Here is a 24,501-nt window from a genome sequence, read left to right as displayed (position 1 = left end):
AGGTAGGGAGCGGCGTCGCTGCGGACGGCGCGGGCGGCCTGAGCGGGACGCCGGGGCCGGCCGCAAGGCGGCACACATCAGTGCGCGTAGAGCGTGGAGTTCAGGTACTGGAGCTGGCCGTCCTGCTCGGCCTGCACGAGCTCCTGGTAGACCTCGGCGCGCGTCTTCTCGTGCACTGGCTGGCCATAGGGCGCGACCCACTGACCATTGGCGGCGGCCCACTGGCTGTTGGTCGCCGCGCCCGGCACGCCGTCCTTGGTGGCGGCCGGCGTCATCCGCATCGGCTGGGCGCTGGTCTGCGCGAAGGCGGGAATCGAAAGCGCGGCGAAGGCGGCGAGCAGGGTCGTCGCGACTAGCTTGGTGGTGTTCATCTTCGTTGTCCTCATGATCAATGACTGGTTTCATCCCCGTCGCGGCATCTCGACGTGACGCAGCGGGTTGAGGACAAGCATAGAGGGGGGGCGATAGCGGATCGGCATACGCAGGGTGAAAAGAAATTCATGCAGCGCCCCGGGGGCTGTCGGCATCGACATGAAGCCGGCATATCGCGTGGATGAAAAAGGTTTCATTTTTCAGGCCGTTTTCATAACGGCGCTGTCACGCCCGCTGCCTAAATTGGCGCCATCGCATCGCGGACGGATCGGCTTTCCCACACGCAGCCGGCGGTGCGAGAAGACCGACCCACTCTAGCGAAACCATCATGAAGAAATATCTGGCAATCCCGGCGGCGCTCGCGTGTCTGCTTTCGACCGCCGCGCATGCGCAGAGCAGCGTCACGCTGTACGGCACGATCGACGCGGGCCTGGACTACATCAGCAACCAGAAATCCTCGGGCGGCGCGGGCCCGACCTACGGCGTGCAGAGCGGCAACGTCAGCACCTCGCGCTGGGGCCTGCGCGGCAACGAGGACCTGGGCGGCGGGCTGGCTGCCGTGTTCACCCTCGAGAACGGCTTCAACGTGGCCAACGGCAAGTTCGGCAACGGCGGCGACGAGTTCGGCCGCCAGGCTTGGGTCGGTCTCGCGAGCCGGCAATGGGGCACCGTCACGCTGGGCCGCCAGTACGACTTCCTGGTCGACTTCGTGGCGCCGCTGTCGGCCACCGGCTCGGGCTTCGGCGGCAACATCGCCGACCATCCCTACGACAACGACAACCTCGCCAACGACACGCGGATGAACAACTCCGTGAAGTTCCGCAGCGCGAACTACGGCGGCTTCACGTTCGGCGGCGCCTACGCCTTCAGCAACGCGGGCGGCCAGTTCAGCAACAACAACGCCTACAGCCTCGGCGCGCAATACGCGAACGGCCCGGTCAACCTGGCCGTGGCCTACCTGCAGTCGAACCAGCCGGGCGGCGTGAACACGCCGCAGAACACCGGCGGCGCGCTGAGCAGCTCGGACGGCGATTCGATGCTGGTGGGCGGGCGCTGGCGCACCTTCGGCGCCGGCGCGCGTTACGCGTTCGACAAGGCCACGGTGGGCTTCGTCTACACGCGCACGATCCTGAACGACCCGCGCGAGCTTTCGCAGGGCGGCTCGTACGGCAGCGTGAACGGCCAGCTGCTGACCTTCAGCAACTACGAGCTGAACGCGCGCTACTTCCTGACGCCGGCGCTCTCGCTGGGCGGCTCCTACACCTTCACGCAGGGCCGCTTCGACAACGCCGGCCGCAGCATCGCGCCGAAGTGGAACCAGTTCATGCTGCAGGCCGACTACGCGCTGTCGCGCCGTACCGACCTCTACCTGGAGGGCGTGTACCAGCGCGTGACGGGCGCCGACGGCGTGGCCGTGCTGGGCAATGCGGGGATCTTCAACCTCGCCGCCTCGGGCAACGATCGCCAGGCCGTGGTGGCGGCCGGCATTCGTCACAAGTTCTGACCGGTCCTCGCCGGTTCAAGCCGGCCAGGCCGCGCGGCCTGGCCCGGCGCGAGGATCGATCGATTCGCGCGCTTGGGTGGCGGCGCATCCGGTGAGCGACCGGGTGCGCCGGTAGTGCGGTTCCCGCCGCCGTCCCGGCACTGGTTGCAGCGATGTCGGGACGGTTTGGGCGGTGATCTTTGGCCCCGTGACGCGGATGCGTCGCGGGGTTTTTTTATGTTCGCAATCATGCGAATCCGACTCGCGCCGCTAGATCCGCTCGGCAAGCGCGGTCGCGAGAAAATCGGTGGCACGGCGCACGCGGGTTGGCACGAACCGGCGCTTGGGCCATACCAGGCTGACGTCGCGGCGCTCGTCGATAAATTCGTCGAGGATGGTCACCACATCCGAACGCCGGAATTCCCCCACCAGCGACGCACGCTGGAAGATCGCGATGCCGAGCCCGGCCGCGACGCCGGCCAGGATCGTCTCCACGCTGTTGGACGAAAGATTCCCATGCACCGGCACGGTGAAGCGGCCTTGCGGCCCGATGAACGGCCACTCTCTCATTTCACCGTAGATCAGGCAGTTGTGGCCGCCCAGATCGGCAGGCGTCTTCGGTGTTCCGTGCCGGGCGAAATAGTCACGGGAACCCGCGCAGACCAGTGAGGTGCCCGCCACCCGCCGGACCACGGAATCCGGATCGCTGACCGGGCTGACGCGCACTGCAAGGTCGATACGGTCTTCGACCATGTCGCGCACCGCGTCGGACAACACCACGTCGACCTGCAGACCGGGATGGCGCGACAGCATCGCGGGGATCAACGGCAGCACGTGCAGGCGGCCGAAGGTCGAGGGAGCGGCGATCCGCACGAGCCCGGAGGCATCCAGGCTGCTGCTGGTCAATTCGAGGTCCGCCACCTCGATCTCGTCCACCAATGGCTTGGTGCGCTCGTAGTATTTCGCCCCCTGATCCGTGAGGCTCACCTTGCGCGTGCTGCGATGGAGCAAGGCGACGCCCAGGCGTTTCTCCAGCGCGTTGACCGCCTTGCTGACCGCCGATTGCGACTCGCCCAGCTTGCGCGCCGCGGCGGAGAAGCCGCCGGTTTCGACCACCGCAATGAAGGCGTTCAGTTCGTGAAATCGATCCATTCTATTTGGGAATAAGTCTTATCGAATTTAAACGGATTATCGCCTTCATCGTGAGTAATTACCATGCCTCTGACACCGACTTCGGTGAGGGACGTCGTGCCATGGCATGGCCGGCGACGCAGGCTGACGCCTCAACTTTCTGACAGGAATCCAGGACATGCATATCGAACTCAAGGGCCGCAGGGCCATCGTGACCGGCTCCACCGCCGGTATCGGCCGGGCGATCGCCGAGGGGCTGGCGCGCGCCGGTGCATCGGTGGTGATCAACGGCCGCACGCCGGCACGCGTCGACGCCGCGTTGCGCGAGATGCGGGCTCTGCTGCCGGGTGCCGAATTGACCGGCGTGGCCGCCGACGTCGCCACGGCGCAGGGCTGCGCCGACCTGGTTGCCCAGGCGCCGGACGCCGACATCCTGGTCAATAACGCCGGCACCGCCCGGCCGAACAACTTCTTCGACCAGACCGACCAGGAATGGCTCGACCTGCTCCAGCTCAACGTGCTGAGCGGCGTGCGTCTGTCGCGGCACTATCTCCCGAGGATGACGGCGCGCAACTGGGGGCGCGTGGTGTTCATCAGCAGCGAATCGGCCTTGAACATCCCCAAGGAAATGATCGACTACGGCGTCAGCAAGACGGCGCTGCTCGCGGTGTCGCGCGGGCTGGCCGAACTGGTCGCGGGCAGCGGCGTCACGGTGAACGCCGTGGTGCCTGGCCCGACCGGCTCGGAGGGCCTGTCCGGCTGGATGAAGGCGACCGCCGAGGAGCACGGCATCACGCCGGCCCAGGCCGAGCAGGAATTCCTGAAAACGATGCGCCCGACCACGCTGATCCAGCGTTTCTCCACGACCGAGGAGGTGGCGAACATGGTGGTCTACGTGGCGTCTGAGCAGGCGTCGGCGACGACCGGCGCGGCCTTGCGCGTCGACGGGGGCGTGCTGCGGTCCATCTCCTGACGCCTTGCTCCCGGGTGGGTAAAGCGGCGATCGCCGCAGCCGGTGTCGGTGCCGCAGGCTGCCGATTTCGATCAAGGGCGCGCCCTTGAAGGACAACGTCGCCGCCAAGGCTTGCGGCACCGGCCCGAGGGCCAGCGGCCTTGCCGGCGCGTCGCGATGCTCAGGCGCCCACCTTCACGCTCATGCCGCCGTCGGCCATCACCACCGAACCGACCATGAAGCTGGCGCACTCGGAAGCCAGGAACAGCACCACCTCGGCGATTTCCTCCGGCGCCGCGGCCCGCCCGATCGGCGCGCTCGCGCCATGCGCGGCCAGGGCGGCAACGCCGTCGCCGTCGGCCGCCACGGTGTTGAGGATGTTGGTGAGCACGTCGCCGGAACCCACCGCGTTGACGCGGATGCCGTGCTCGATCGCCTCCAGGGCGAGGGTGCGCGTCAACTGCGCCAGCGCGCCCTTGGACGCCGTGTAGGCGGCGATGGTGGGGAAGGCGAAGTAGGACGCATAGGACGCCACGTTGACGATCGCCCCGCGCGCCTGCGGGATCATGGCCTTCATGGCCTCGCGCGAATGCAGGAAGGCGGCGGTGGCGTTGACGTCCATGATCCGCTCCCAATCCGCGCGCGACATGTCGACCACCCGCTTGTTGATGATGATGCCCGCGTTGTTCACCAGCAGGTCGAGGCGGGAGAACCGCTCCAGGGCCAGGGCCACCGCCCTCTCCGCGCTGCCGTCCATGCTGATGTCGGCCACCAGCGGCACGACGCCGGGGCCGGCCATGGCCTCGACGGCGGGGTCGATATCCTCGGCGATCACGCGTGCGCCGCGTGCCGCCAGCAGTTCGGTGATGGCGCGCCCGATGCCGCTGGCCGCGCCGGTGACGATCGCGACCTTGCCGGCGAATTCATTGATGTCCTGCATGTCCATGTCCTCGAAAATGTGGTGGGGCGAGCGAACCGGAAATCGGTTCGACGCCGTGCAGGCCAATGTATCGGCGGCATCCCGGGTCGGCCATGGCAGCCGCTCTCGCAGTCTTGCCCATAACTATCAAACGGGCATGCCGCTCGCGGGCATCGGCTATAGTCGTCGTCGAATCCATCGGAGGAACCATGCCGGGCAGGCAAGCGCGCATCATCGAGTTGATCGGGCGGCTGGCGCCGAACGAGGGTTATACGGCCTCGCTGCTGCCGGGAGTCAGCTTCATGCGTTCGAACCGTTCGCTGGGGCGCACGCCGGTGCTGTACGAGCCGAGCATCGTGCTGGTCTGCCAGGGTTGCAAGCGCGGCTTCCTGGGCGACGAGGTGTTTCTCTACGATGCGAATCACTACCTGGTGCTCTCGGTGCCCCTGCCGTTCTCCACCGAAACCGAGGCCAGTCCCGAGGCGCCGCTGCTCGCGGTCACGCTGCGTCTCGACCCGGGGCTCACCGCGGAGCTGATGCTGGCGGTCGACGCGCCGGGCCGCAAGCCGCCCGCGATGCCGCGCGGCATCTATTCCACGCCGTTGAACCAGCGGCTCTCGGCGACCCTGCTCCGGCTGCTCGAGGCGCTGGGCTCGCCGCTCGAGGCGCGGGTCGTCGCGCCGCTGGCGCTGCGGGAGATCTGTTTCCTGGTGCTGACCGGCGAGCAGGGCGACGCGATGCGCGCCTCGCTCGCGTCCACCGGCCATTTCTCGCGGATCGCGCGGGCGCTGCGCCGCATCCATGCCGATTACGGCCAGCCGATCGACGTGGAATCCCTCTGTCACGAGAGCGGCATGAGCGTGCCGAGCTTTCATCGGCACTTCAAGGCGGTCACCCACACCACGCCGATCCAGTACCTCAAGTCGACCCGGCTGCACCAGGCGCGGCTGTTGATGATCCGAAGGGGTCTCACGGCAGCGGCGGCCTCGGCCTCGGTCGGTTATGAAAGTCCCTCGCAGTTCAGCCGCGAATTCAAGCGCATGTTCGGTCGTTCGCCGACGCAGGAAGTCGAGCAGATGAGGGCGGCCTTTGCCTGGTCCGAATCGATGTTCGACGGTGGCATCTGAAGGCGGCGGACGCGCCGGCGCGATTCGGGCGCCGAGCGGCGCATGCCGGCCAAAAAAACGGCACCCGCCTCGCGACGGGTGCCTGAAAACGCGACACGCACCACACATGTCGCGCGAGATCTAGCTGCTCGAGCGCGCCGTCGCCAGGTTCGGCCGCGTGGTCGAAACCGGCATCGCCGCCGGCACCGGCGTGGCCGGCTTTGCGCCTGGCGCCGCGTTCGCCTTGTCGGTCGTCGCGGCCATCGTCGCCGCCCGATCCACCGACCACCCGCCGCCCAGCGCCGCGATCAAGCCCACCGCCGCCAGTTGCCGGCGCGTATCCAGCTCCAGCATGGTGATCTTCGTGTTCAGCTCGGTGGTCTGCGCCGTCACCACGTCGAGGTAGCTGACCACGCCATCGCGGTAGCGCGACATCGACAACTGCAAGGTGCGCTCGGCCGCGTCGAGCGCTTCCTGCTCGCGGTCGGCCTCGTCGCCGAGGTGATGGGTGAGCGCGAGGTTGTCCTCCACCTGCTGGCAGGCGGCCAGCACCACCGCGCGATACTGCGCGCCGTTCTCGGCCAGCTTGGCGTGGGCCTGGTCGGTGATCGCCTGGCGGCGGCCGCCGTCGAACAGCGTCAGCGCCAGGCTCGGCCCGATCGACCAGATCTCGTTGGGCGCGCTGAGCCAGTGGCCGAGCCCCGAGCTCTGGTAGCCGCCGATCAGCCCGAGCGTGATGTCGGGGAAGAAGGCCGCGCGCGCCACGCCGATCCGCGCGTTGGCGGCCGCCATGCGCCGCTCGGCGGCCGCCACGTCGGGGCGGCGCTGCAGCAGCGTGGCGGGGATGCCGGCCGGGATCGCGGGCAGGTAGGCCACCGTCAGGTCCGGCGCCAGCGAGAACGCGGAGGCCGGCACGCCGACCAGGGTGGCGATCGCATGCTCGTAGAGCGCGCGGCGCGCGCGCACGTCCTCGGCCGAGGCGCGCGCCGAATCGAGCTGGGTCCGTGCGCGCGAGACGTCGAGGTCGGAGGCGATGCCGCCCGCGTGCCGGCTCAGCGTCAGCTTCAGCGCGCGCTGGTAGGTGTCGATCGTGTCGGCCAGCAGCTTCTGCTGCTGGTCCAGCCCGCGCAGCTTGAAGTAAGCCGTGGCCAGGCTCGCCTGCAGGCTCAGGCGCACCGAGGCCAGGTCGTCGGCGGCGGCCTGCGCGTCGGCGCGGCCCGCGGCCACCTCGTTGCGTACCTTGCCCCACAGGTCGAGGTCGTAGTCGAAGCCGGCATCCAGCGTGTTGGCGCCGTAGATGTCGGGCTGGGTCGCGCCGCGCAGCGGGCGCGTGGCCGAGGCGCGGTTGCTGGAGATCTGCGCGCCCAGGCCGAGGGTCGGAAACAGCCCCGAGCGGGCCTGGTCGAACAGCGCGCTGGCCTCGTCGTGGCGCGCCACGGCGGCGGCCACGTCGGGGTTGGCCGCCGCCACCTGGATCTCCAGTTTGTCGAGCGCCGGATCGCGGAACGCCTTCCACCAGCCGTCGCGCTCGATGCGGTCGGCCGGCTGCGCGGTCTGCCAGCCGCCGGCTTCCTTGAAGGTGGTCGGCAGCGCCGTTCGCGGCGCGTGATAGACGGGCGCGAACGAGCAGGCGGAAAGAAAGGCGACGCCGGCCAGCATCGCGCAGAGCCGACGTTTACCCATTGGCCTGCTCCGTCTTGCCGGTCGTCGAGGCGACCGTGCCGACCGGCGGCGCGAGCCGCACCGGGTCGCCGTTGGACAGCGAGTCGGGCGGATTGTCGATCACGCGATCGTCGGGCGCGAGGCCGGTGGCGATCTGCACGTGGGTGCCGAAGTCGGTGCCGATCGTCACCGGCTTGAGCACCGCGCGATTGTCCTTGCCGACCACCGCCACCTGCAGGCCCGCCTGGCGGAAGATCAGCGAGCTGGCGGGAATCGTCAGCGCGTGGCTGCTGCCGGCGGGCAGCGCGAAATGCACCTCGGTGTATTCGCCGGGGATCAGCTTGCCGTCCTGGTTGTCCACCATCAACTGCACCAGCAGGGTGCCGGTGGCGCCGGCGATCGAATCGTCGGTGTCGACCAGTTTCGCGTGGAAGGTCTCGCCCGGGTGCTCGGGCACGGTGAGCGTGGCGTTCATGCCGGGATGGATCGCGGCAGCCTCGTTCTGCGGCACGCTCACGTAGACGCGCAACTGGTGCACGTCGGATACCGCGAACAGCTCGGGCCCGGTGCCCTGGTCGGCCGAGATCAGTTGGCCGATGTCGGTCTTGCGCGCGGTGACCACGCCGTCGAAGGGCGCGACGATGCGCTTGAAGGCTTCCAGCGCCTCCAGGCGCCGCACGTTGGCCTGGTTGGCCGCGACGATCGCCTGCTTGGCGGCCAGGTCGCTGGTCTTCTCGTCGGTTTCCTGCTGCGAGACCGAATCCTGCGCCAGCATGCGGGTCCAGCGCGCGGCGGTGGAGGCCGCCAGCTTCTCGTTGGCCAGCGAGCTCTGCAGGTCGGCGCGCGCCTGCTGCAACTGCTGGTCGAGCTCGGGCGTGTCGATCAGGCCGAGCAACTGGCCGGACTTCACGTGCGCGCCGATATCGGCGTACCAGGCATGCAGGTAGCCCGACACCTGCGCGTGGATCGGCGCGTTCTCGAACGCCGACAGATGGCCCGGCAGCACCAGGGACGTGCCGTCGGCGCCGCTCGAGGGCGTGTAGGCCACCACGGTCGGCACCGCCTGCGCGGCGGACCAGCCGGTCAGTTCCTGTTTCGCGTGGACCCGCCCGGCGATGCCGGTGGCCACGATGCCGAGCGCGACCAGCGCGGCGACCGCGGCGACCAGCTTGAGGTTGGGCAGCCGTTTCGGCGACTTGATTTCGATCTCAGTGGACATGGGAAGCTCCGGACGCGGAAGAGGAGGAAGCGCGGGTGCCGTCGTGCTGGTGCGCGTCGCGCCGATGCACGAGGCTGAACACGACGGGGACGAAGAACAGCGTGGCCAGCGTGGCGCAGGCCAGGCCGCCGATCACGGCGCGGCCGAGCGGGGCGTTCTGCTCGCCGCCGTCGCCCAGGCCGAGCGCCATCGGCGCCATGCCGATGATCATCGCCAGGGCCGTCATCAGCACCGGGCGAAAGCGCGTGAAGCCGGCCTCGAGCGCGGCGGCCAGCGCGTTGCCGGTTTCGGCCAGGCGTTCGCGCGCGAAGCTGACCACCAGGATCGAGTTGGCGGTGGCCACGCCCATGCAGAGGATCGCGCCGGTCAGCGCCGGCACCGACAATGGCGTGTGGGTGGTGAACAGCATCCAGACGATGCCGGCCAGCGCAGCGGGCAGCGCCGAGACGATCACGAAGGCATCGGCCCAGGAGTGGAAGTTCACCACGATCAGCAGGTAGATCAGCGCGATCGCGCCCACCAAGCCCAGCAGCAGGCCGGCGAAGGCGCCGTTCATGGTCTGCACCTGGCCGCGCAGCGTGACGGTCGAGCCCTTGGGCAGGTCGTGGGCGGTGGCCTTGACGATGCCGTCGATGTCGGTGGCGATCGCGCCGAGGTCGCGGCCCTGGGTGGTGGCGTAGATGTCGAACAGCGGCTCGATGTTGTAGTGCGAGACCACCGCGTCGCCGATGCCGCGCGTGATGGTGGCCAGCCCGCCGAGCAGTTGCGAGTCGCCGCTGGCGCCCGTCACCGGCAGGTTCTGCAGCGCCGAGAGCGTGGTCATGCGGTATTGCGGGGTCTGCGCCACGATCGGGTAGGACACGCCGTTCCTCGGGTTGAGCCAGTAGGTCGGGTCCACCTGGCTGGTACCGGCCAGGGTGGCGACCACCGAGTTGGTGACGTCCTGCTCGGTGATGCCGAGCTGGTCGGCGCGCGTGCGGTCGACCGCCACCGTGAACTGCGGATAGGTGGTGGCCTGCTGGATGCGCGTGTCGGCGATGCCGGGGATCAGGCGCATCCGGCGGTACAGCTCGCGCGCGTACTTCAGGTTGGCGGCCTGGTTCGGGCCGGCCACCTGCAGGTCGACCGGGGCCGGCGCGCCGAAGTTGAGGATCTGGCTGACGATGTCGGCCGGCAGGAACGAGAAGCTGGTGCCGGGGTAGGCGCGCGGCAGCAGCTCGCGCAGCTTGCGCACGTAGCCGGCGGTGGGCGCGTGATCCTCGGACAGCGAGATCAAGATGTCGCCGTCCTGCGGCCCGATCGTGCCGCTGTTGTTGTAGGTCAGGTTGATGCCGCTCTTGGGCAGGCCGATGTTGTCGATCACCTCGCGTAGCTGCGCGGGCGGGATCACGCCGCGGATGGTGTTCTCGATGCGGTCGAACTCGGCGGCGGTCTCCTCCACGCGGGTGCCGACCGGCGCGCGAACGTGCAGCGAGATCTCGCCCGAATCGATGGTCGGGAAGAAGTTGCGGCCGAGCCAGGGCGCCAGCAGGAAGGAGGCGGCCACCACGCACAGGAAGCCGGTCACGAAGGGCTTGCGGCGCGTCAGCGCCAGCCCCAGCAGGATCCGGTACGAAGCGCGCACCGCCTCGAAGCGGCGCTCGAAGGCGCGCTGGAAGCGCACCAGCGGATTGCGCGAGGGCGGCACGTCGTGCGCGCCGGCGTGGCCCGCGTGCGAGTCCATGATCGCGGCCATCTCGCCCGAGGCGTGGCCGGCCGAGGCATGCGGCTTGAGCAGGTATTGCGCGAGCATCGGCACGAAGGTGCGCGACAGCACGAACGAGGAGATCATCGCGAAGATCACCGCCTTGGCCATCGGCACGAACAGGAAGCGCGAGATGCCGTCGAGCATCAGCATCGGCACGAACACGATGCAGATGCACATCAGCGAGACCAGCGCCGGCATCACGATCTGCCGCGCGCCGTCGATGATCGCGCTGCGCGTGTCCTTGCCCTGCTCGAGGTGCCAGTTGACGTTCTCGATGGTCACCGTGGCGTCGTCCACCAGGATCCCGACCGCCAGCGCCAGGCCGCCGAGCGTCATCACGTTGAGGGTCTCGCCGGTGGCGGCCAGCAGCGCGATCGCCGAGAGCACGGCCAGCGGGATCGAGGCGGCGATGATCAGGGTCGAGCGCCAGGAGCCGAGGAACAGCAGGATCATCAGCGAGGTGAGCGCCGCGGCGATCACGCCCTCGCGCGCCACGCCGCTCACGGCGCCCTTCACGAAGGTCGACTGGTCGCCCATGGTGACCAGCTTCAGGCCCGGCGGCAGGGTCTGCTCGATCAGCGGCAGCTTGGCCTTCACGCCCGAGATGATGTCGAGCGTGGAGGCCGAGCCGTTCTTCAGGATGCTCATCAGCACCGCGCGATGGCCGTCCACGCGCACGATGTTGGTCTGCGGCGGGAAGCCGTCGCGCACGTGGGCCACGTCGCGGATATAGATGGTGGTGCCGCCCACCGACTTGATCGGCAGGTCGTTCAACGCATCGAGCGCGAGCGGGCTGTTGTTGAGCTTGATGTTGTACTCGAAGCGGCCGATCTTCTGCGTGCCGGCCGGGATGATCTGGTTCTGCTGCGCCAGCGCGTGCGCCACGTCCTGCGCCGACAGGCCCTTCGATTGCAGCGCCTGCGGGTCGAGGTCGATCTGCACCTCGCGGGTCTTGCCGCCATAGGGCGTCGGGATCGCCACGCCGGGCACCGACAGCAGTTGCGGGCGGATGAAGTTCTCCGCGTAGTCCTCCAGCTTCTGCTCGTCCAGCGTGCTGCTGGTCAGCGCGATCTGCAGCACCGGCACGGTCGAGGCGTTGTAGTTGAGGATCTGCGGCGGCGTGGTGCCCGGCGGCATCTGCTTGAGCACGGTCTGCGAGATCGAGGTGACCTGCGCGGTGGCGGTGCGGATGTCCACCGTCGGCTGGAAGAAGATCTTGACGATGCCGAAGCTGCGGAACGACTGCGACTCGATGTGCTGCACGTCGTTGACGGTGGTGCCGAGCGTACGTTCGTAGTACGTGACGATGCGCCCCGACATGTCGTCCGGCTGCAGGCCGGCGTAATTCCAGATCACGCTGATCACCGGAATGCGGATGTCCGGGAAGATGTCGGTGGGCGTGCGTAGCGCCGCGAGCGGGCCTGCCAGCAGGATCAGCAGCGCCAGCACGATGAACGTGTAGGGCCGGACCAGGGCGAGCCGGACGATTTTCAGCATGTGATGCTGCTCCGTAGAAAGCGTCGTTCGGGTGAGGGGCTGGCGCGGCCGCTTGGGGAAAACGCGGACACGCGCCGACGACAGCATTCTGGGGAGCACGCCCTAACAGCCTGCCGCTAAAAACATGAAAGAAGTTTCATGGCCCGGCGCGATCGCGGCGAGGGCGGCGCGCTTGCGTGCCGGGCCTTGGCCGTCATGCGTGACATGCCGATGAAGCGACGATGAATGCTTGCGCGCGCAACCAGAACGACGATGCCCCGCACGGGCGGAGCATCGTGATGTCGGCGGCGAGGATGGCGCCGCGGCGCTCAGCCGAGCATGTAGCCGGCGCCGCGGATGGTGCGGATCAGAGGGCTCTCGCCGGCGCGGTTGATCTTGCGGCGCAGCCGGCCGACGTGCACGTCGATCAGGTTGGTGCCGGGATCGAAGCGGCAGCCCCACACGCCCTCGAAGATCATGGTGCGCGTGAGCACGCGCCCGGCGTGGCGCATCATGAATTCGAGCACGCGGAACTCGGTGGGCAGCAGGTCCAGCTCGCGCGCGCCGAGCATCGCGGTGCGCCGCACCAGGTCGAGCTCGATGCCGTTGGCGCGCAGCACCGTCTCGGCGTGCGCGTTGCGCGGGCGGCGGCGCATCAGCACCTCCAGGCGCGCCACCATCTCGTCGAGCGAGAAGGGCTTGACCAGGTAGTCGTCGCCGCCGGCGCGCAGCCCGGCGATGCGCTGGTCGACCTCGGACATCGCGCTCATCACCAGCACCGGCGTGTCGAGGCCGACCCCGCGCATGGTGGAGAGGATCGCCAGGCCATCCAGGTCGGGCAGCATGCGGTCGAGCGTGACGGCGTCGTAGTCGCCCGCCATCACCTTGGCGATGCCCTCGCGGCCGGTGCGCGCGACGTCGACGCTATGGCCCTGCGCGTGGAGCTGGCGCGCGATGCTGTCGGCGATCAGGACATCGTCCTCGATCGTCAGGATCTTCGACATGGAGCGGTATCAGGCGACGGCGCGCAAGGTGGCGGCGCGATCCGCGCCGCGATAGCGTCCCACCGCGAAATCGATGAAGCTGCGGACCTTCATCGACAGATAGTTGCGGCCCGGGTAGAGGATCGAGATGCTGCGCGGGCCGCCGTTGGCCGCGTGGCCGTCGAGCAGGGCGACCAGGTCGCCGCGCGCCAGGTCGCCCGCCACCAGTGGCTCGGGCAGCAGGGCGATGCCCATGTGGCTGAGCGCGGCCACCCTCACCATCGCGCTGCCGCTGGAGGCCAGCGCCTGGCCGGTGTAGACGCGGCACACGCCGTCGCGGTCGGCGAATTCCCAGGTGCGCGCGGTGCCGTCGGACACCGTCAGCAGGCTGTGCTCGTTGAGCGCACCCGGGTCAGCCGGCGTGCCGTGGCGCGCGAGATAGGCGGGCGAGGCCACCAGCACCTCGCGCACCGTGGTCAGCGCGCGCGACACCAGGGTGGCGCTGACCAGCCGGCGGTCGTCGGAGAAGCAGACGTCGTAGCCGCCTTCCACCATGTCGATATGGGTGTCGAAGGTGGTCACGTCGAAACCCACGCGCGGATGCTGCAGCCGGTAGGCGGCCAGCAGCTCGCCCAGGCCGCCGGCGGCGAAGCTCATCGAGGCGGCCACCCGCAGCGTGCCGCGCGGGTCCCGCGTGGCGCGCACCAGGTTCGATTCGATCTCGTCGAGTTTCTCGATGATGGTGCGGCAGCCGTCGAGGTATTCGCGGCCCGCCTCGGTCAGCGAGAGGCTGCGCGTGGTGCGGTTCAGCAGGCGCATGTTCAGGTGCGCCTCCAGCATGCCGACGCTGCGCGTGACGGCCGCGGCCGACATGCCGAGCTGGCGCGCCGCGAGGTTGAAGCTTTCTAGATCGACTACACGCGTGAAGACACGCATCGCCTGGAGCTGGTTCATGGTTGTGTGAACAACGATTGCGATGCATCCATGATCGGCGCGTGGCGTTAACAACTCGCCGCCCGGAACATGAAGGTTTTTTCAGAATCGCGCGCCGCGCACGAGGCGCGGCGCGCCTCAGTTCGGCAGGCCGGCGGTCTCGCGCTGCTCCTCCAGGTGGCGGCCCAGCGATTCGTGCAGCCGCTCCAGGCTGCGCGGCGGCAGCGCGAAGCCGCTCCAGCCCAGGCCGGTATGGCGCAGGAACAGCACCGCGCCGCCGTACAGCGCGTGCTGCTCGGTGTACCAGCAGGGATCCATCTCGACCACGTACTGCTCCGAGCGCGAGGGCGTCTCCGGCACGGCCGGCTGCATCGAGGCGCGCAGCAGGCTCAGGTACTGGATCACCGCGTCGACGTCGGCGGGATCGAGGATCACCGAGGCTCGATCGATCGAGACCAGCACGGCTTGCTTTCCGTATTCGTTGATCATTTCGATACTCATCGGGCGTGTCATCTCCGGCTCCTGTCCAGGTCACGATGCGTCGATTATCGGACCGCCTGCCGGGGCCATTTCTGAAACAACCGTATCGTCGGATGAAATTTTGTTTAAGGACCGGCGGGGCGCCGAGCGCCCCGCCGGCGTCGATCCGCCGACGGCGGGCTTCCTCGTCCCAAATTGGGATGGCGGGCTGCCTGTTCGGCCCGGATCCGCGCCGGGCGGGCGCCCGGCGGCGATTTTCCCTATATCCCTGGCGGCATTCGGGCCGGCGACAAGACTTGCCTCATAATCAGGCACCGCCGATACTTACGGGTTACGCGCTCCTCCTTTCGATCACGATTTAATCGGTTTCCTCGTCATGACCACGATTCTTGAAAGTCTCCCGACCGGCCAGAAGGTCGGCATCGCCTTCTCCGGCGGTCTCGATACCAGCGCCGCGCTGCACTGGATGCGGATCAAGGGCGCCGTGCCTTACGCCTACACCGCGAACCTCGGCCAGCCCGACGAGGCCGACTACGACGCGATCCCGCAACGCGCCCGCGAATACGGCGCCGAGAACGCCCGCCTGATCGATTGCCGCGCGCAACTGGTGGCCGAGGGGATCGCCGCCCTGCAATCGGGCGCCTTCCATATCTCGACGGCCGGCGTCACGTATTTCAATACGACCCCGATTGGCCGCGCCGTGACCGGCACCATGCTGGTGGCCGCCATGAAGGAAGACGGCGTCAACATCTGGGGCGACGGCAGCACCTACAAGGGCAACGACATCGAGCGCTTCTACCGCTACGGCCTGCTGGTCAACCCGGACCTGAAGATCTACAAGCCCTGGCTGGACCAGCAGTTCATTGACGAGCTGGGCGGCCGCGCCGAGATGTCGGAGTTCATGAACAAGGCCGGCTTCGGCTACAAGATGTCGGCCGAGAAGGCCTATTCGACCGATTCGAACCTGCTGGGCGCCACCCACGAGGCCAAGGACCTGGAAAGCCTGGAGTCGGGCATCAAGATCGTCAACCCGATCATGGGCGTGGCGTTCTGGCGCGACGACGTGAAGATCGCCGCCGAGGAAGTGACGGTGCGCTTCGAGGAAGGCCGCCCGGTCGCGCTGAACGGCGTGGAATACGCCGACCAGGTCGAGCTGCTGCTGGAAGCCAACCGCATCGGCGGCCGCCACGGCCTGGGCATGAGCGACCAGATCGAAAACCGCATCATCGAGGCCAAGAGCCGCGGCATCTACGAAGCCCCGGGCCTGGCGCTGCTCTACATCGCCTACGAGCGCCTGGTCACCGGCATCCACAACGAGGACACCATCGAGCAGTACCGCGAGAGCGGCCGCCGCCTCGGCCGCCTGCTGTACCAGGGCCGCTGGTTCGATCCGCAGGCCATCATGCTGCGCGAGACGGCCCAGCGCTGGGTGGCGCGCGCGATCACCGGCGAGGTGAAGATCGAGCTGCGTCGCGGCAACGATTATTCGATCCTCAGCACGATCTCGCCGAACCTGACCTACGCGCCGGAGCGCCTGTCGATGGAGAAGGTCGCCTCGACCTTCTCGCCGCGCGACCGGATCGGCCAGCTGACGATGCGCAACCTCGACATCACCGATACGCGCGACAAGCTGCGCGTGTACTCGCAGGTCGGGCTGCTGACGCCGGGCGAGGCGTCGGCCCTGCCGCAGATCAAGCAGGACGAGAAGGCCGGCAAGTAAGCTGGCGAATCAGCTGGCGACGGGCGCGGCGGCCGGGGCATCGGCCGCCGCGCCTCGCGGTACCCGGGCCCCGCGGCGCGCGCACCAGAGGCGTGTGTCGCGGGGCTTCGCGCAGGGGCATGCGCGTGTCGAGCAAGACCTTGCATCGGCTGTCCGAATCCAAGCAGAACGAAAGAGAGAGGCCACCATGTTCACCATGATTCCCGAGATGTCCTTCGGCCGCCGCCTGTCGCTGTGGTGGTCCTGCATCTGGCGCCAGACGCTGGCCACGCTGCCGATCTGGCTGGTCGCCGGCGGCTTCGTGCTCTATTCCATCGTGCGCGCCGAGCATGGCGAGGCGAACTGGCTGTCGTCGCTGGTCAACTCGATGGGCGCGCTGGTGCTCGTCGGCGGGGGCGTCCTGCTGGTGGTGAGCCTGCTGTGCATCCCGATCATCGGCTACATGACACGACGCGCCTTCGCCAAGCACCAGCTCAGCGTGCCGCCCGACTACAGCTTCGGCCAGGCGGCGATGCTCGGTCTCACCACCTGGGGCTGGACCATCGTGGTGTCGATGGCGGTCAACGTGCTGTCCTACCTGCTGCAGGCCGTGGTCGGCAAGGCGTCGGTGGTGATGGCCGTGGGACAGCTGGTGTTCCTGGTGCTGAACATGATCGGCGCGATCTATATCGTGCTGCCGCGCCAGGCCTGGCGGCTGCGCCGGCAAGCGGGCGAGCCCGAGGCGCAATGAGCGCCGGGCGGCGCGCCGCCCCGATCGCCTTTTCCTGCGGCCTCGCCCTCGCGGCGGGGCCGTCTGCGTTTACGCCGACAGCCGACAGGCGGCGATCTCCGGCGCCCGCCGCGCCTGCTCAGAACGGCCCGCGGCTCTGCAACTGGCGATACTGCTGCTTGAGCGCGTCGATCCGCTCGCGATAGGCGGTGGCCAGGCAGGACTGCGAAGCGCCGCAACGCGCGCGACGCTTGAGCCACTGCTGCTGCGCCTCGCCCATGTCGCCGCGGGTGCCCATCGCCACCAGCCCCATCAGCATCTCGTAGCGCACCGACATCTCCACATCCTGCTCGCTGAGCGCACGCGAGGCGCAGATCGCGCGCTCGTCGGCCTGCCTGGCTTGCTTGCAGTCGAAGCTGGCGGCCTGGGCGGCCAGGGGCAGGGCGATCAACAGCGGCAGCAGCGCGAGGCCGGCCGCGCGCAGCGTGCCGGGGCGAAGGCGGGCAAGGCAAGAGGGATAGGGCATGTCGGCTCCGATCGGTTCGGGGAGCCATCGATGATACCCGTGCCGCCGAGGCAGCTTGTCGGTGGCGCGGGCGGGCGGATCTTCTATACTTTCCGCACGAACCAGGGCGGGAAGCAGGAACAGCGATGAAACGGAAGAGCTTGGCCGGAATGGATTGCGCGGTGGCGCTGGCGCTGGAGCAGGTCGGCGAATGGTGGAGCCTGCTGATCCTGCGCGACGCGATGCAGGGCTCGACGCGCTTCGAGCAGTTTCGCGAGAGCCTCGAGATCTCGCCCACCATGCTGTCCAAGCGCCTGTCCGATCTGGTGGAGGGCGGCCTGCTCGAGCGCGTGCGCAGCACGCCCGAATCGAGCCGCGACGAGTATCGCGTGACGGCCAAGGGGCGCGGGCTCGCGCCGGTGCTGATCACCTTGTTCGCCTGGGGGCGCCGCCACGTCAAGGGCCATCCCTGGGGCGTCGATTTCGTCGATCGCGAAACCGGCAAGGCCGTCGATCCGGTGCTGATCGACCGTCATACCGGCAAGGTGCTGAGCCGCGAGACGCATGCCTTCGTGCCGGGGCGCCATGCGTCCGAGACCACGCTCAAGCGCCTGAAGACGCTCGCCGAACTCGACGAGACGAACTGAGCGGCGCAGCCACCTCCGCACGGCGCAGCCACCTCTGCATTAGCCAGCTTCCTGGCGTTCACCCCCCGTTTCCCGCCCTGCCAGGCGACCCGGGCCCGGCGCTTGGCTTTCCTGTTCCTCCCGGTGCGGCATCCCTTTCGTGCCGCCGTCCCCCTTGCCTGATTGCCCGAGCCCGGCCGCGCCAGCCGGGTCCGTCCCCGTTCGCCACCCTCTCGCGGCTCGCCACGGCAGCGACACCGGGAAATCACTACAATGACGATACTGAATGTGGTGTTCCCTGAAACCGAGTCAGCCGGCGCCGCCGGCCCAAGCAGGAGGCATGCAATCGTGACCCTCAACCGTGAAATCATCCTGGCCGCGCCGCTGCGCACCGCCATCGGCACCTTCAACGGCACCCTCAAGGACATTCCCGCCACCGATCTCGGCGCCCACGTGATCAAGGCGGTGCTGGCGCAGACCGGCGTCGATCCTTCGAAACTGGGCAGCGTGGTGCTCGGCAACGTGGTGCAGGCCGGCAATCGCATGAACCCGGCGCGCCAGGCCTCGGTCAACGGCGGCGTGCCGGTGGCGGTGCCGGCGCTGACGGTCAACCGCGTCTGCGGCTCGGGCGCCCAGGCGATCGTCTCGGCCGCGCAGGAGGTGCTGCTGGGCACCGCCGAGGCCGCGATCGCCGGCGGCATGGAGAACATGGACCGCGCGCCCTATCTGCTGGCCGGCGCGCGCCGCGGCTACCGGATGGGCGACGCGACCATGCAGGACAGCGTGCTGCTCGACGGCCTGCTCGACGCCTTCTCGGGCGAGCATTCGGGCTGGCATACCGAGGACCTGGTCGCCGAGCACCACGTGACGCGCGAGGACCAGGATCGCTGGGCGGCGCGCTCGCAGCAGCGTTTCGCCGAGGCGCAGCGCGCCGGCCATTTCGCGGCCGAGATCGTGCCGCTGGACGTCAAGGCCGGCAAGCAGCAGATCGAATTCGTGCAGGACGAGCACAACCGCCCGGATACCACCCAGGAGAAGCTCGCCCAGCTTCGCCCGGCCTTCCGCAAGGACGGCACCATCACGGCCGGCAACGCGCCGGGCCTGAACACCGGCGCCGCGGCGATGCTGGTGGCCGATCGCGCCTTCGCCGAGAAGCAGGGCATCGAGCCGCTCGCCCGGCTGGTGGCCTGGGGCGTGGCCGGCGTCGAGCCGGGCCAGTTCGGCTACGGGCCGGTGCCGGCGGTGCGCCAGGCGCTGTCGCGCGCGGGCTGGAGCATCGGCGACATCGAGGCGATCGAGATCAACGAGGCCTTCGCGGCCGTGCCGATCGTGGCGCTGCGCGCGCTGGGCCTGGCCGAGGACATCGTCAACAGCGAGGGCGGCGCGGTGGCTCATGGACACCCGATCGGCGCGACCGGCGCGATCCTCGCCACGCGGCTGATCCACGCGATGCGCCGGCGCGGCCAGCGGCGCGGCGTGGTCACGCTCTGCATCGGCGGCGGGCAGGGCATCGCGCTGGCGCTCGAGACGCTGTAAGGCGCCGGGCCGGCGCGCGGCGGGGCGGCGGGGCCTGTACGGGGCCTCGCCGCCTCGCGGGACGCCGCGCCGGCGGCGCTTGCCGTTTTTGACATGCGTTTTCTTCGCGTGTAGTGTCGGCCGCAATCACATCACTCGATTGCCGCGCCCGCCGACCATGTTCACAGACTGCTACTGCACGCAATTCCGGCGCTCGGCCAATGCGCTGACCAGCGTCTACGACGACGCGCTGCGTCCCGCCGGCCTCAAGATCACGCAGTTCTCCCTGCTGCGCGCGCTGGAGCGGCTCGGCGCGGCCACCTACACCGAGATCGCCGCCGAGGCCGCGCTCGACAAGACCACCATCTCCCGCAACCTGAAGATCCTGATCGAGGCCGGCTGGGTCGATACCTCGTCCGACGAGGACGCGCGCTTCAAGGTCGCCCGCCTCAGCAAGCGCGGCATCGCCAAGCTGCGCGGCGCCGAGCCCTACTGGCGCGAGGCGCAGGACAAGGTCGAGGACGAGGTGCGCAAGTTCATGAAGGGCCCCGCCAACAAGCGCCTGCTGCAGGCGCTCGAATCCCTGCAGCAGGCCGCCAGCGACGCGAAGTAGGCGCGCGGCGAGGATGGCGGGTTAACCCCGCCTGTCTGTCCGGCGCGGCGGACCGTAACATGAGATGTAGCTACAACCAATCGGCATCGATCTGATCATATGGCCAGAAAGATGCAGCTACATCCATCTATCGGGAAATCGGGAGTACGTCATGCCAACCTATGTCGTATCGGCGGCGGCAGGCCGCCTCGACGCGCAGCAGAAGGCGCGGATCGCGGCCGGCATCACCGAGGCGCACAGCCAGGCCACCGGCGCGCAGGGCTTTTTCGCGCAGGTGATCTTCGTGCCGATCGCCGAGGGCGATCACTTCCTCGGCGGCCGTCCCTTGAAGTCGGACCAGATCCACGTGAACGGGCAGATCCGTGCCGGCCGCAACGCCGAGCAGAAGCGGCGCCTGCTCGACGCGATCGTCGAGCTCGTGACGCGCGCCGCGCAGGCCGAGCCGCGCGCCGTCTGGGTGTACATTGCCGATGTGCCGCCTTCGCAGATGGTCGAGTACGGCAGGGTACTGCCCGAGCCCGGCGAGGAGGCGAACTGGCTGCAGGCCATGCCCGACGAGGATCGCGCCTATCTCGTCGGCATCGGCCAGTGAACCCGCATCGGAGCCGCCTCTCGCGGCGCCGTGTCCACCGGAGGAGATCGCCATGTCCGAACTGCCGCCGCGCGTCGTTGCCACCGACGCGGCCCGCAAGCTGATCCAGACGCTCAGCGAGAAGCACGGCAAGCTGATGTTCCACCAGTCGGGCGGCTGCTGCGACGGCAGCGCGCCGATGTGCCTTCAGGATGGCGAACTGATCATAGGCGGCTCCGACGTCTGCCTCGGGTCGATCGAGGGCATGTCCTTCTACATGAGCGACAGCCAGTACGAATCCTGGAAGCACACGCAGCTGATCGTCGACGTGATTCCCGGCAACGGCGGCATGTTCTCGCTGGAGCAGCCGACCGGCATGCGCTTCCTGACGCGTTCGCGGCTGTTCAGCGACGAGGAATTGGAGCAGCTCGGGATGCGCCGCTGAAGGGGGCGGCGGCTCGACAGACGAGACGCGGCCGCCCGCTCGATCGCCACTGTCAGTACCCGGCGCCGCCCTTCTGCATGGTTGGGCCGCCCATCGAGCCGGCGCTGCCCGCGTGGGCCTCGGCCACCGAGGCGATGATGCCGATCGCTTCCTGGATCTGCCGGCGGGTGATGTTCAGGTAGGGAATCGCGCGCACGCCGTCGGCGCCGGACGCCAGCACATGCAGACCGCGCGCATGCAGCTCGTCGACGAAGCGCCCGGCCGGCAGCGAGCTGACGCCGAAACGCACGATATTGGTTTCCACCGTGGCGGGATCGAGCGCGATGCCGGGCAGGCCGGCGATGCCTTCGGCCAGCAGCCGCGCATGTTCGTGATCCTCGCCCAGCCGCTCGCGATGATGGCGCAGCGCATGCAGCGCGCCGGCCGCGATCATGCCGGCCTGCCGGAAGCCTCCGCCGATCTGCTGCTTGAAGCGGCGCGCCCGCGCGATGAACTCGCGCGAGCCGGCCAGTGCCGAACCGACCGGCGCGCCCAATCCCTTCGAGAAACACACGCTGACCGAATCGAAATGCCTCGCGTATTCGCTTTCCGCGATGCCGGTGGCGGCCGTCGCGTGCCAGAGCCGGGCGCCGTCCAGGTGCAGCGCGAGGCCGCGCGAGCGCGCCAGTTCGCAGACGGCCCTCAGCGAGTCGAGCGGCCAGACCTTGCCGCCGCCGAGGTTGTGCGTGTTCTCCAGGCACAGCAGCTTCGGCGGCGCCGGAATGGTGGCCGGGAAGAAGCGATGCGACACGCCGAGCACGTTTGCCACGTCCTCCGGCGTGAAGATGCCGCGCGCACCGGGCAGCAGGCGCGGCAGCACGCCGGAGATCGCGGCCGGCGCGCCGCCCTCGAGGATGTAGACGTGCGCCTGCTGGTCGAACAGCACCGCGTCGCCGGGCTCGGTATGCGCGCGGATGCCGACTTGGTTGGTCATGGTGCCGGTCACCATGTAGACGGCATCCTCCTTGCCGAGCAATTCGGCGACTTCGCGCTCCAGCGCCTTGACGCTCGGGTCGTCGCCATAGACGTCGTCGCCCACCTCGGCCGAGGCGATCGCCTCGCGCATGGCGGACGTGGGGCGGCTGCAGGTATCGCTGCGCAGATCGATCATGGTGGGCACCTCCTGGGGCCGATGGGTCGAAAGGCACAGCATGGCCGGTGCGATGCCGGCCGCTTTGGACAATCTTGCGGATTTCAGCGGCGAGCGAGGCCGGGCGGCACGCCGAAGAAGCGGCGGAATTCACGGCTCAGGTGGCCCTGGTCGCAATAGCCGACCTCGATCGCCACCTGCCGCAGCGGCAGGCCGCGCAGCAGCAGGTGACGCGCGCGCTCGACGCGGCGCTGCACCAGCCAGGCGTGCGGCGCCACGCCGATCGCCTTGCGAAATTCGCGCAGCAGGTGATACGGGCTCATGCCGGCGGCCTCGGCGAGCGTGTCGAGCGTGGGGTTCTCGGCCAGGTAGGCATCGAGGTAGTCGCGGGCGCGCTTCACGGCGCCGGGCAGGGCCGCCGCGGGCGGCGTCATCGGCGCGAGGCTGGCGTGCCGGCCGATCAGCTGGAACACGGCGGCGTTCAGGCGTGAGGTCTTTTCCAGCCGGCTCGCGTCGGACGATTCGGAGCAGCGATGCGCTTCGAGGAACAGGCGCAGCGTCGGCGCGTCGTCGATCACCAGCTCGGGGAAATGCAGTTCGCCGCGAAAGCCTTCGTCGGCCCGCCGCAGCAGCTCGAGCAGGGCCCCGCTCGGGATATAGGCCATGCGGTAGTCCCAGCCATCCTCGCCGGCCGGCCGCCCTTCGTGAAGCTGCCCAGGATTGATCACGCACAGCCTGCCGGCCGGCATGATCGCGCGCCGGCCGCGTCCATCGAGGAAGGCCTGCGCGCCGCGCTCGATCACGCCGATCGCGAACGCGTCGTGCGCGTGGCGCGGGAAGCGGTGGGTGCGGTAGCTGGCGCTGAGCAGTTCCGCGTCGGCGAAACCGGGCTCGCGCCAGAGCCTGGCCTGGTTGGGGGAGGCACGCGAGGTTCTCATCTCGATGTGTGTGATTCGAAAGAAACGCGATACGGCCCGCGAGGGCATGCGGGCGATTGTAGGTACATCTTCCACCGCGTCAAGTTCGAAAAATTCGGGAACGAGCCGCCAGCTTCCGCAACCGGGTCGAGGGTAGCGATGCTCAGGCCTCGCTGCCGTGCAGCAAAGCCCGGCGCGTGCGAGGCGTTCATGCGGGAAACCCCTAGGCAGGATTTAGCCATGTATTACCAGCCCCGCGGCCGCGCTCGCTACGCTGGCGTTCATGCATGGCCCATCCCCACGAGAACAGGACAAAGCATGATTCGAATTCGTCGCAGCGCGGCTTCAGGTATTGCGGGTGCATCGTCTCGACGGCTCGCGCCGGCCCTGCTGGCGCTCGCCTGCCTGGGCGCGGCCGGCGGCGCGCAGGCGGTGGGCAATCCCGCCCAGGGCCAGGCCCGATTCGGCGCCTGCGTGGCCTGCCATGGCGCGAACGGCAGCCTGCCCACCTCGCCCGCCTTCCCGAAGATCGGCGGCCAGAACGCGGCCTATGTGGCCGCCGCCCTGCACGCCTACAAGAGCGGCCAGCGCAACGGCGGCACCGCCCAGATGATGCAGCCGATGGCGCAGGGCCTGTCCGACCGGGATATCGACGACCTCGCTGCCTACATCGCCACGCTCGGGCCGAAGTGAGGCGCGCGTGACGGCCCGCCCTTCCATTCACGCAAAGGAGCCAGACATGGCAAGACGCCACCCGATCATCGCCGGCCGATGCGCCGCGGCAACGGCACCGACTTCACGCGCGCGCCGGCGCGCGTCCACGCCTTACCCGGCATGTGCATCGCGCCTCCAGGAGAGCACCGCATGGCCAAGCTGATCCACACCATGGTGCGCGTGCGCGAGCTCGATCGTTCGCTCGCGTTCTACGAGGCGGCCTTCGGGCTGCTGCCCTCGCACCGGCTCGACTTCGACGATTTCTCGCTGGTCTACCTGCGCAATGCCGAGGCCGAAGCCGAACTCGAGCTCACCTGGAACAAGGGCCGCGAGCCGGCCTACACGCATGGCGACGGCTACGGCCATGTCGCTTTCGTGGTGGACGACGCGGCCGCCGAGCGCGCGCGGCTGATCTCGCTCGGCATGCAGCCGAGGGATCTCAAGGAGTTCCGCGACGGCCAGGGCGAACTGATCGCCCGCTTCTTCTTCATCGAGGATCCGGACGGCTACAAGATCGAGGTACTGGAACGACACGGCCACTACCGCTGATCGACAAGCCGGCCCGCATCACTGC

At 68.8% G+C, this 24,501-nt stretch carries 24 protein-coding genes; 12 read left to right on the top strand and 12 right to left on the bottom strand.

The window, feature by feature from the left end; translation table 11 throughout:
- Positions 1 to 77: 77 nt before the first annotated feature.
- Positions 78 to 371 (bottom strand): DUF4148 domain-containing protein, encoded by a 294-nt coding sequence (locus tag FB600_RS05170; RefSeq protein WP_096750072.1) that lies wholly within the window; start codon positions 369 to 371, stop codon positions 78 to 80.
- 329 nt (positions 372 to 700) lie between these two features.
- On the opposite strand from FB600_RS05170, the gene FB600_RS05165 reads away from it, so the two are divergent.
- Positions 701 to 1,876: a porin gene (locus tag FB600_RS05165; protein ID WP_046581884.1), complete on the top strand. Its 1,176-nt coding sequence runs from the start codon at positions 701 to 703 to the stop codon at positions 1,874 to 1,876.
- Positions 1,877 to 2,125: 249 nt separating this feature from the next.
- Here the strand turns inward: FB600_RS05165 and FB600_RS05160 are convergent, their stop codons facing one another.
- Positions 2,126 to 3,007: a LysR family transcriptional regulator gene (locus FB600_RS05160; RefSeq protein WP_017918624.1), complete on the bottom strand. Its 882-nt coding sequence runs from the start codon at positions 3,005 to 3,007 to the stop codon at positions 2,126 to 2,128.
- A gap of 157 nt (positions 3,008 to 3,164) precedes the next feature.
- On the opposite strand from FB600_RS05160, the gene FB600_RS05155 reads away from it, so the two are divergent.
- Positions 3,165 to 3,959, top strand: a complete 795-nt coding sequence (locus FB600_RS05155; protein ID WP_047836874.1) for an SDR family NAD(P)-dependent oxidoreductase — start codon at positions 3,165 to 3,167, stop codon at positions 3,957 to 3,959.
- A gap of 160 nt (positions 3,960 to 4,119) precedes the next feature.
- Here the strand turns inward: FB600_RS05155 and FB600_RS05150 are convergent, their stop codons facing one another.
- A complete protein-coding gene (locus tag FB600_RS05150) occupies positions 4,120 to 4,884 on the bottom strand; it encodes an SDR family NAD(P)-dependent oxidoreductase (protein ID WP_145756335.1) in 765 nt (254 codons plus the stop codon).
- A gap of 182 nt (positions 4,885 to 5,066) precedes the next feature.
- On the opposite strand from FB600_RS05150, the gene FB600_RS05145 reads away from it, so the two are divergent.
- Positions 5,067 to 5,984, top strand: coding sequence for an AraC family transcriptional regulator (locus tag FB600_RS05145; protein ID WP_096750075.1), 918 nt, complete (start codon positions 5,067 to 5,069; stop codon positions 5,982 to 5,984).
- Between the two features lie 120 nt (positions 5,985 to 6,104).
- Here FB600_RS05145 and FB600_RS05140 read toward each other — a convergent pair whose 3' ends face one another.
- From FB600_RS05140 to FB600_RS05115, 6 genes are all read right to left on the bottom strand, one after another.
- Positions 6,105 to 7,646, bottom strand: coding sequence for an efflux transporter outer membrane subunit (locus FB600_RS05140; protein WP_098181498.1), 1,542 nt, complete (start codon positions 7,644 to 7,646; stop codon positions 6,105 to 6,107).
- Entirely contained in the window at positions 7,639 to 8,844 is a 1,206-nt protein-coding gene (locus tag FB600_RS05135) for an efflux RND transporter periplasmic adaptor subunit (RefSeq protein WP_098153532.1), read from the bottom strand. The genes FB600_RS05140 and FB600_RS05135 overlap by 8 nt, the downstream gene beginning before the upstream one ends.
- Positions 8,834 to 12,088: an efflux RND transporter permease subunit gene (locus FB600_RS05130; protein WP_096750078.1), complete on the bottom strand. Its 3,255-nt coding sequence runs from the start codon at positions 12,086 to 12,088 to the stop codon at positions 8,834 to 8,836. The genes FB600_RS05135 and FB600_RS05130 overlap by 11 nt, the downstream gene beginning before the upstream one ends.
- A 308-nt stretch (positions 12,089 to 12,396) precedes the next feature.
- Positions 12,397 to 13,071, bottom strand: a complete 675-nt coding sequence (locus FB600_RS05125) for a response regulator transcription factor (protein WP_096750079.1) — start codon at positions 13,069 to 13,071, stop codon at positions 12,397 to 12,399.
- A gap of 9 nt (positions 13,072 to 13,080) precedes the next feature.
- Entirely contained in the window at positions 13,081 to 14,004 is a 924-nt protein-coding gene (locus FB600_RS05120; protein WP_047836880.1) for a LysR family transcriptional regulator, read from the bottom strand.
- Between the two features lie 117 nt (positions 14,005 to 14,121).
- Complete coding sequence (locus FB600_RS05115; protein ID WP_046581873.1) at positions 14,122 to 14,496, bottom strand: hypothetical protein; 375 nt, start codon at positions 14,494 to 14,496, stop codon at positions 14,122 to 14,124.
- Positions 14,497 to 14,839: 343 nt separating this feature from the next.
- On the opposite strand from FB600_RS05115, the gene argG reads away from it, so the two are divergent.
- Entirely contained in the window at positions 14,840 to 16,183 is a 1,344-nt protein-coding gene (gene argG / locus FB600_RS05110; protein ID WP_017921466.1) for an argininosuccinate synthase, read from the top strand.
- A gap of 187 nt (positions 16,184 to 16,370) precedes the next feature.
- Positions 16,371 to 16,913, top strand: coding sequence for a hypothetical protein (locus FB600_RS05105; RefSeq protein ID WP_145756334.1), 543 nt, complete (start codon positions 16,371 to 16,373; stop codon positions 16,911 to 16,913).
- A gap of 118 nt (positions 16,914 to 17,031) precedes the next feature.
- Here the strand turns inward: FB600_RS05105 and FB600_RS05100 are convergent, their stop codons facing one another.
- Entirely contained in the window at positions 17,032 to 17,418 is a 387-nt protein-coding gene (locus tag FB600_RS05100; protein ID WP_046581870.1) for a lysozyme inhibitor LprI family protein, read from the bottom strand.
- Between the two features lie 125 nt (positions 17,419 to 17,543).
- On the opposite strand from FB600_RS05100, the gene FB600_RS05095 reads away from it, so the two are divergent.
- The 5 genes from FB600_RS05095 to FB600_RS05075 all read left to right on the top strand — a co-directional run bounded on the left by FB600_RS05095 (position 17,544) and on the right by FB600_RS05075 (position 21,167).
- Positions 17,544 to 18,044, top strand: coding sequence for a winged helix-turn-helix transcriptional regulator (locus tag FB600_RS05095; RefSeq protein ID WP_046581868.1), 501 nt, complete (start codon positions 17,544 to 17,546; stop codon positions 18,042 to 18,044).
- Positions 18,045 to 18,371: 327 nt separating this feature from the next.
- Positions 18,372 to 19,559, top strand: a complete 1,188-nt coding sequence (locus tag FB600_RS05090; protein WP_025099398.1) for a thiolase family protein — start codon at positions 18,372 to 18,374, stop codon at positions 19,557 to 19,559.
- Between the two features lie 157 nt (positions 19,560 to 19,716).
- Positions 19,717 to 20,151 (top strand): MarR family winged helix-turn-helix transcriptional regulator, encoded by a 435-nt coding sequence (locus tag FB600_RS05085; RefSeq protein WP_046581863.1) that lies wholly within the window; start codon positions 19,717 to 19,719, stop codon positions 20,149 to 20,151.
- A gap of 151 nt (positions 20,152 to 20,302) precedes the next feature.
- Complete coding sequence (locus FB600_RS05080; protein ID WP_036034854.1) at positions 20,303 to 20,743, top strand: tautomerase family protein; 441 nt, start codon at positions 20,303 to 20,305, stop codon at positions 20,741 to 20,743.
- A 52-nt stretch (positions 20,744 to 20,795) separates the two neighbouring features.
- Positions 20,796 to 21,167: a DUF779 domain-containing protein gene (locus FB600_RS05075; RefSeq protein ID WP_013699610.1), complete on the top strand. Its 372-nt coding sequence runs from the start codon at positions 20,796 to 20,798 to the stop codon at positions 21,165 to 21,167.
- A gap of 52 nt (positions 21,168 to 21,219) precedes the next feature.
- Here FB600_RS05075 and FB600_RS05070 read toward each other — a convergent pair whose 3' ends face one another.
- Both FB600_RS05070 and FB600_RS05065 read right to left on the bottom strand, forming a co-directional pair.
- Positions 21,220 to 22,317, bottom strand: a complete 1,098-nt coding sequence (locus FB600_RS05070) for a threonine aldolase family protein (protein WP_145756333.1) — start codon at positions 22,315 to 22,317, stop codon at positions 21,220 to 21,222.
- 83 nt (positions 22,318 to 22,400) lie between these two features.
- Entirely contained in the window at positions 22,401 to 23,234 is an 834-nt protein-coding gene (locus FB600_RS05065; RefSeq protein ID WP_181164066.1) for an AraC family transcriptional regulator, read from the bottom strand.
- Positions 23,235 to 23,531: 297 nt separating this feature from the next.
- Between FB600_RS05065 and FB600_RS05060 the strand changes: the two genes are divergently transcribed.
- Positions 23,532 to 23,906, top strand: coding sequence for a c-type cytochrome (locus FB600_RS05060; RefSeq protein ID WP_052747534.1), 375 nt, complete (start codon positions 23,532 to 23,534; stop codon positions 23,904 to 23,906).
- A gap of 171 nt (positions 23,907 to 24,077) precedes the next feature.
- Positions 24,078 to 24,476 (top strand): VOC family protein, encoded by a 399-nt coding sequence (locus tag FB600_RS05055; protein ID WP_046581949.1) that lies wholly within the window; start codon positions 24,078 to 24,080, stop codon positions 24,474 to 24,476.
- Positions 24,477 to 24,501 lie beyond the last annotated feature (25 nt).

Origin of the sequence: Burkholderia sp. SJZ089 (assembly GCF_007828315.1) — a bacterium.
GTDB lineage: Bacteria > Pseudomonadota > Gammaproteobacteria > Burkholderiales > Burkholderiaceae > Burkholderia > Burkholderia gladioli.
This window is presented reverse-complemented; position numbering and strand designations above follow the sequence as displayed.

Bases quoted from the DNA above. Each gene is read 5' to 3' on its own strand.
- FB600_RS05170 (WP_096750072.1), bottom strand. From the start codon at position 371: ATGAACACCACCAAGCTAGTCGCGACGACCCTGCTCGCCGCCTTCGCC.
- FB600_RS05165 (WP_046581884.1), top strand. From the start codon at position 701: ATGAAGAAATATCTGGCAATCCCGGCGGCGCTCGCGTGTCTGCTTTCG.
- FB600_RS05160 (WP_017918624.1), bottom strand. From the start codon at position 3,007: ATGGATCGATTTCACGAACTGAACGCCTTCATTGCGGTGGTCGAAACC.
- FB600_RS05155 (WP_047836874.1), top strand. From the start codon at position 3,165: ATGCATATCGAACTCAAGGGCCGCAGGGCCATCGTGACCGGCTCCACC.
- FB600_RS05150 (WP_145756335.1), bottom strand. From the start codon at position 4,884: ATGGACATGCAGGACATCAATGAATTCGCCGGCAAGGTCGCGATCGTC.
- FB600_RS05145 (WP_096750075.1), top strand. From the start codon at position 5,067: ATGCCGGGCAGGCAAGCGCGCATCATCGAGTTGATCGGGCGGCTGGCG.
- FB600_RS05140 (WP_098181498.1), bottom strand. From the start codon at position 7,646: ATGGGTAAACGTCGGCTCTGCGCGATGCTGGCCGGCGTCGCCTTTCTT.
- FB600_RS05135 (WP_098153532.1), bottom strand. From the start codon at position 8,844: ATGTCCACTGAGATCGAAATCAAGTCGCCGAAACGGCTGCCCAACCTC.
- FB600_RS05130 (WP_096750078.1), bottom strand. From the start codon at position 12,088: ATGCTGAAAATCGTCCGGCTCGCCCTGGTCCGGCCCTACACGTTCATC.
- FB600_RS05125 (WP_096750079.1), bottom strand. From the start codon at position 13,071: ATGTCGAAGATCCTGACGATCGAGGACGATGTCCTGATCGCCGACAGC.
- FB600_RS05120 (WP_047836880.1), bottom strand. From the start codon at position 14,004: ATGAACCAGCTCCAGGCGATGCGTGTCTTCACGCGTGTAGTCGATCTA.
- FB600_RS05115 (WP_046581873.1), bottom strand. From the start codon at position 14,496: ATGACACGCCCGATGAGTATCGAAATGATCAACGAATACGGAAAGCAA.
- argG (WP_017921466.1), top strand. From the start codon at position 14,840: ATGACCACGATTCTTGAAAGTCTCCCGACCGGCCAGAAGGTCGGCATC.
- FB600_RS05105 (WP_145756334.1), top strand. From the start codon at position 16,371: ATGTTCACCATGATTCCCGAGATGTCCTTCGGCCGCCGCCTGTCGCTG.
- FB600_RS05100 (WP_046581870.1), bottom strand. From the start codon at position 17,418: ATGCCCTATCCCTCTTGCCTTGCCCGCCTTCGCCCCGGCACGCTGCGC.
- FB600_RS05095 (WP_046581868.1), top strand. From the start codon at position 17,544: ATGAAACGGAAGAGCTTGGCCGGAATGGATTGCGCGGTGGCGCTGGCG.
- FB600_RS05085 (WP_046581863.1), top strand. From the start codon at position 19,717: ATGTTCACAGACTGCTACTGCACGCAATTCCGGCGCTCGGCCAATGCG.
- FB600_RS05080 (WP_036034854.1), top strand. From the start codon at position 20,303: ATGCCAACCTATGTCGTATCGGCGGCGGCAGGCCGCCTCGACGCGCAG.
- FB600_RS05075 (WP_013699610.1), top strand. From the start codon at position 20,796: ATGTCCGAACTGCCGCCGCGCGTCGTTGCCACCGACGCGGCCCGCAAG.
- FB600_RS05070 (WP_145756333.1), bottom strand. From the start codon at position 22,317: ATGATCGATCTGCGCAGCGATACCTGCAGCCGCCCCACGTCCGCCATG.
- FB600_RS05065 (WP_181164066.1), bottom strand. From the start codon at position 23,234: ATGAGAACCTCGCGTGCCTCCCCCAACCAGGCCAGGCTCTGGCGCGAG.
- FB600_RS05060 (WP_052747534.1), top strand. From the start codon at position 23,532: ATGATTCGAATTCGTCGCAGCGCGGCTTCAGGTATTGCGGGTGCATCG.
- FB600_RS05055 (WP_046581949.1), top strand. From the start codon at position 24,078: ATGGCCAAGCTGATCCACACCATGGTGCGCGTGCGCGAGCTCGATCGT.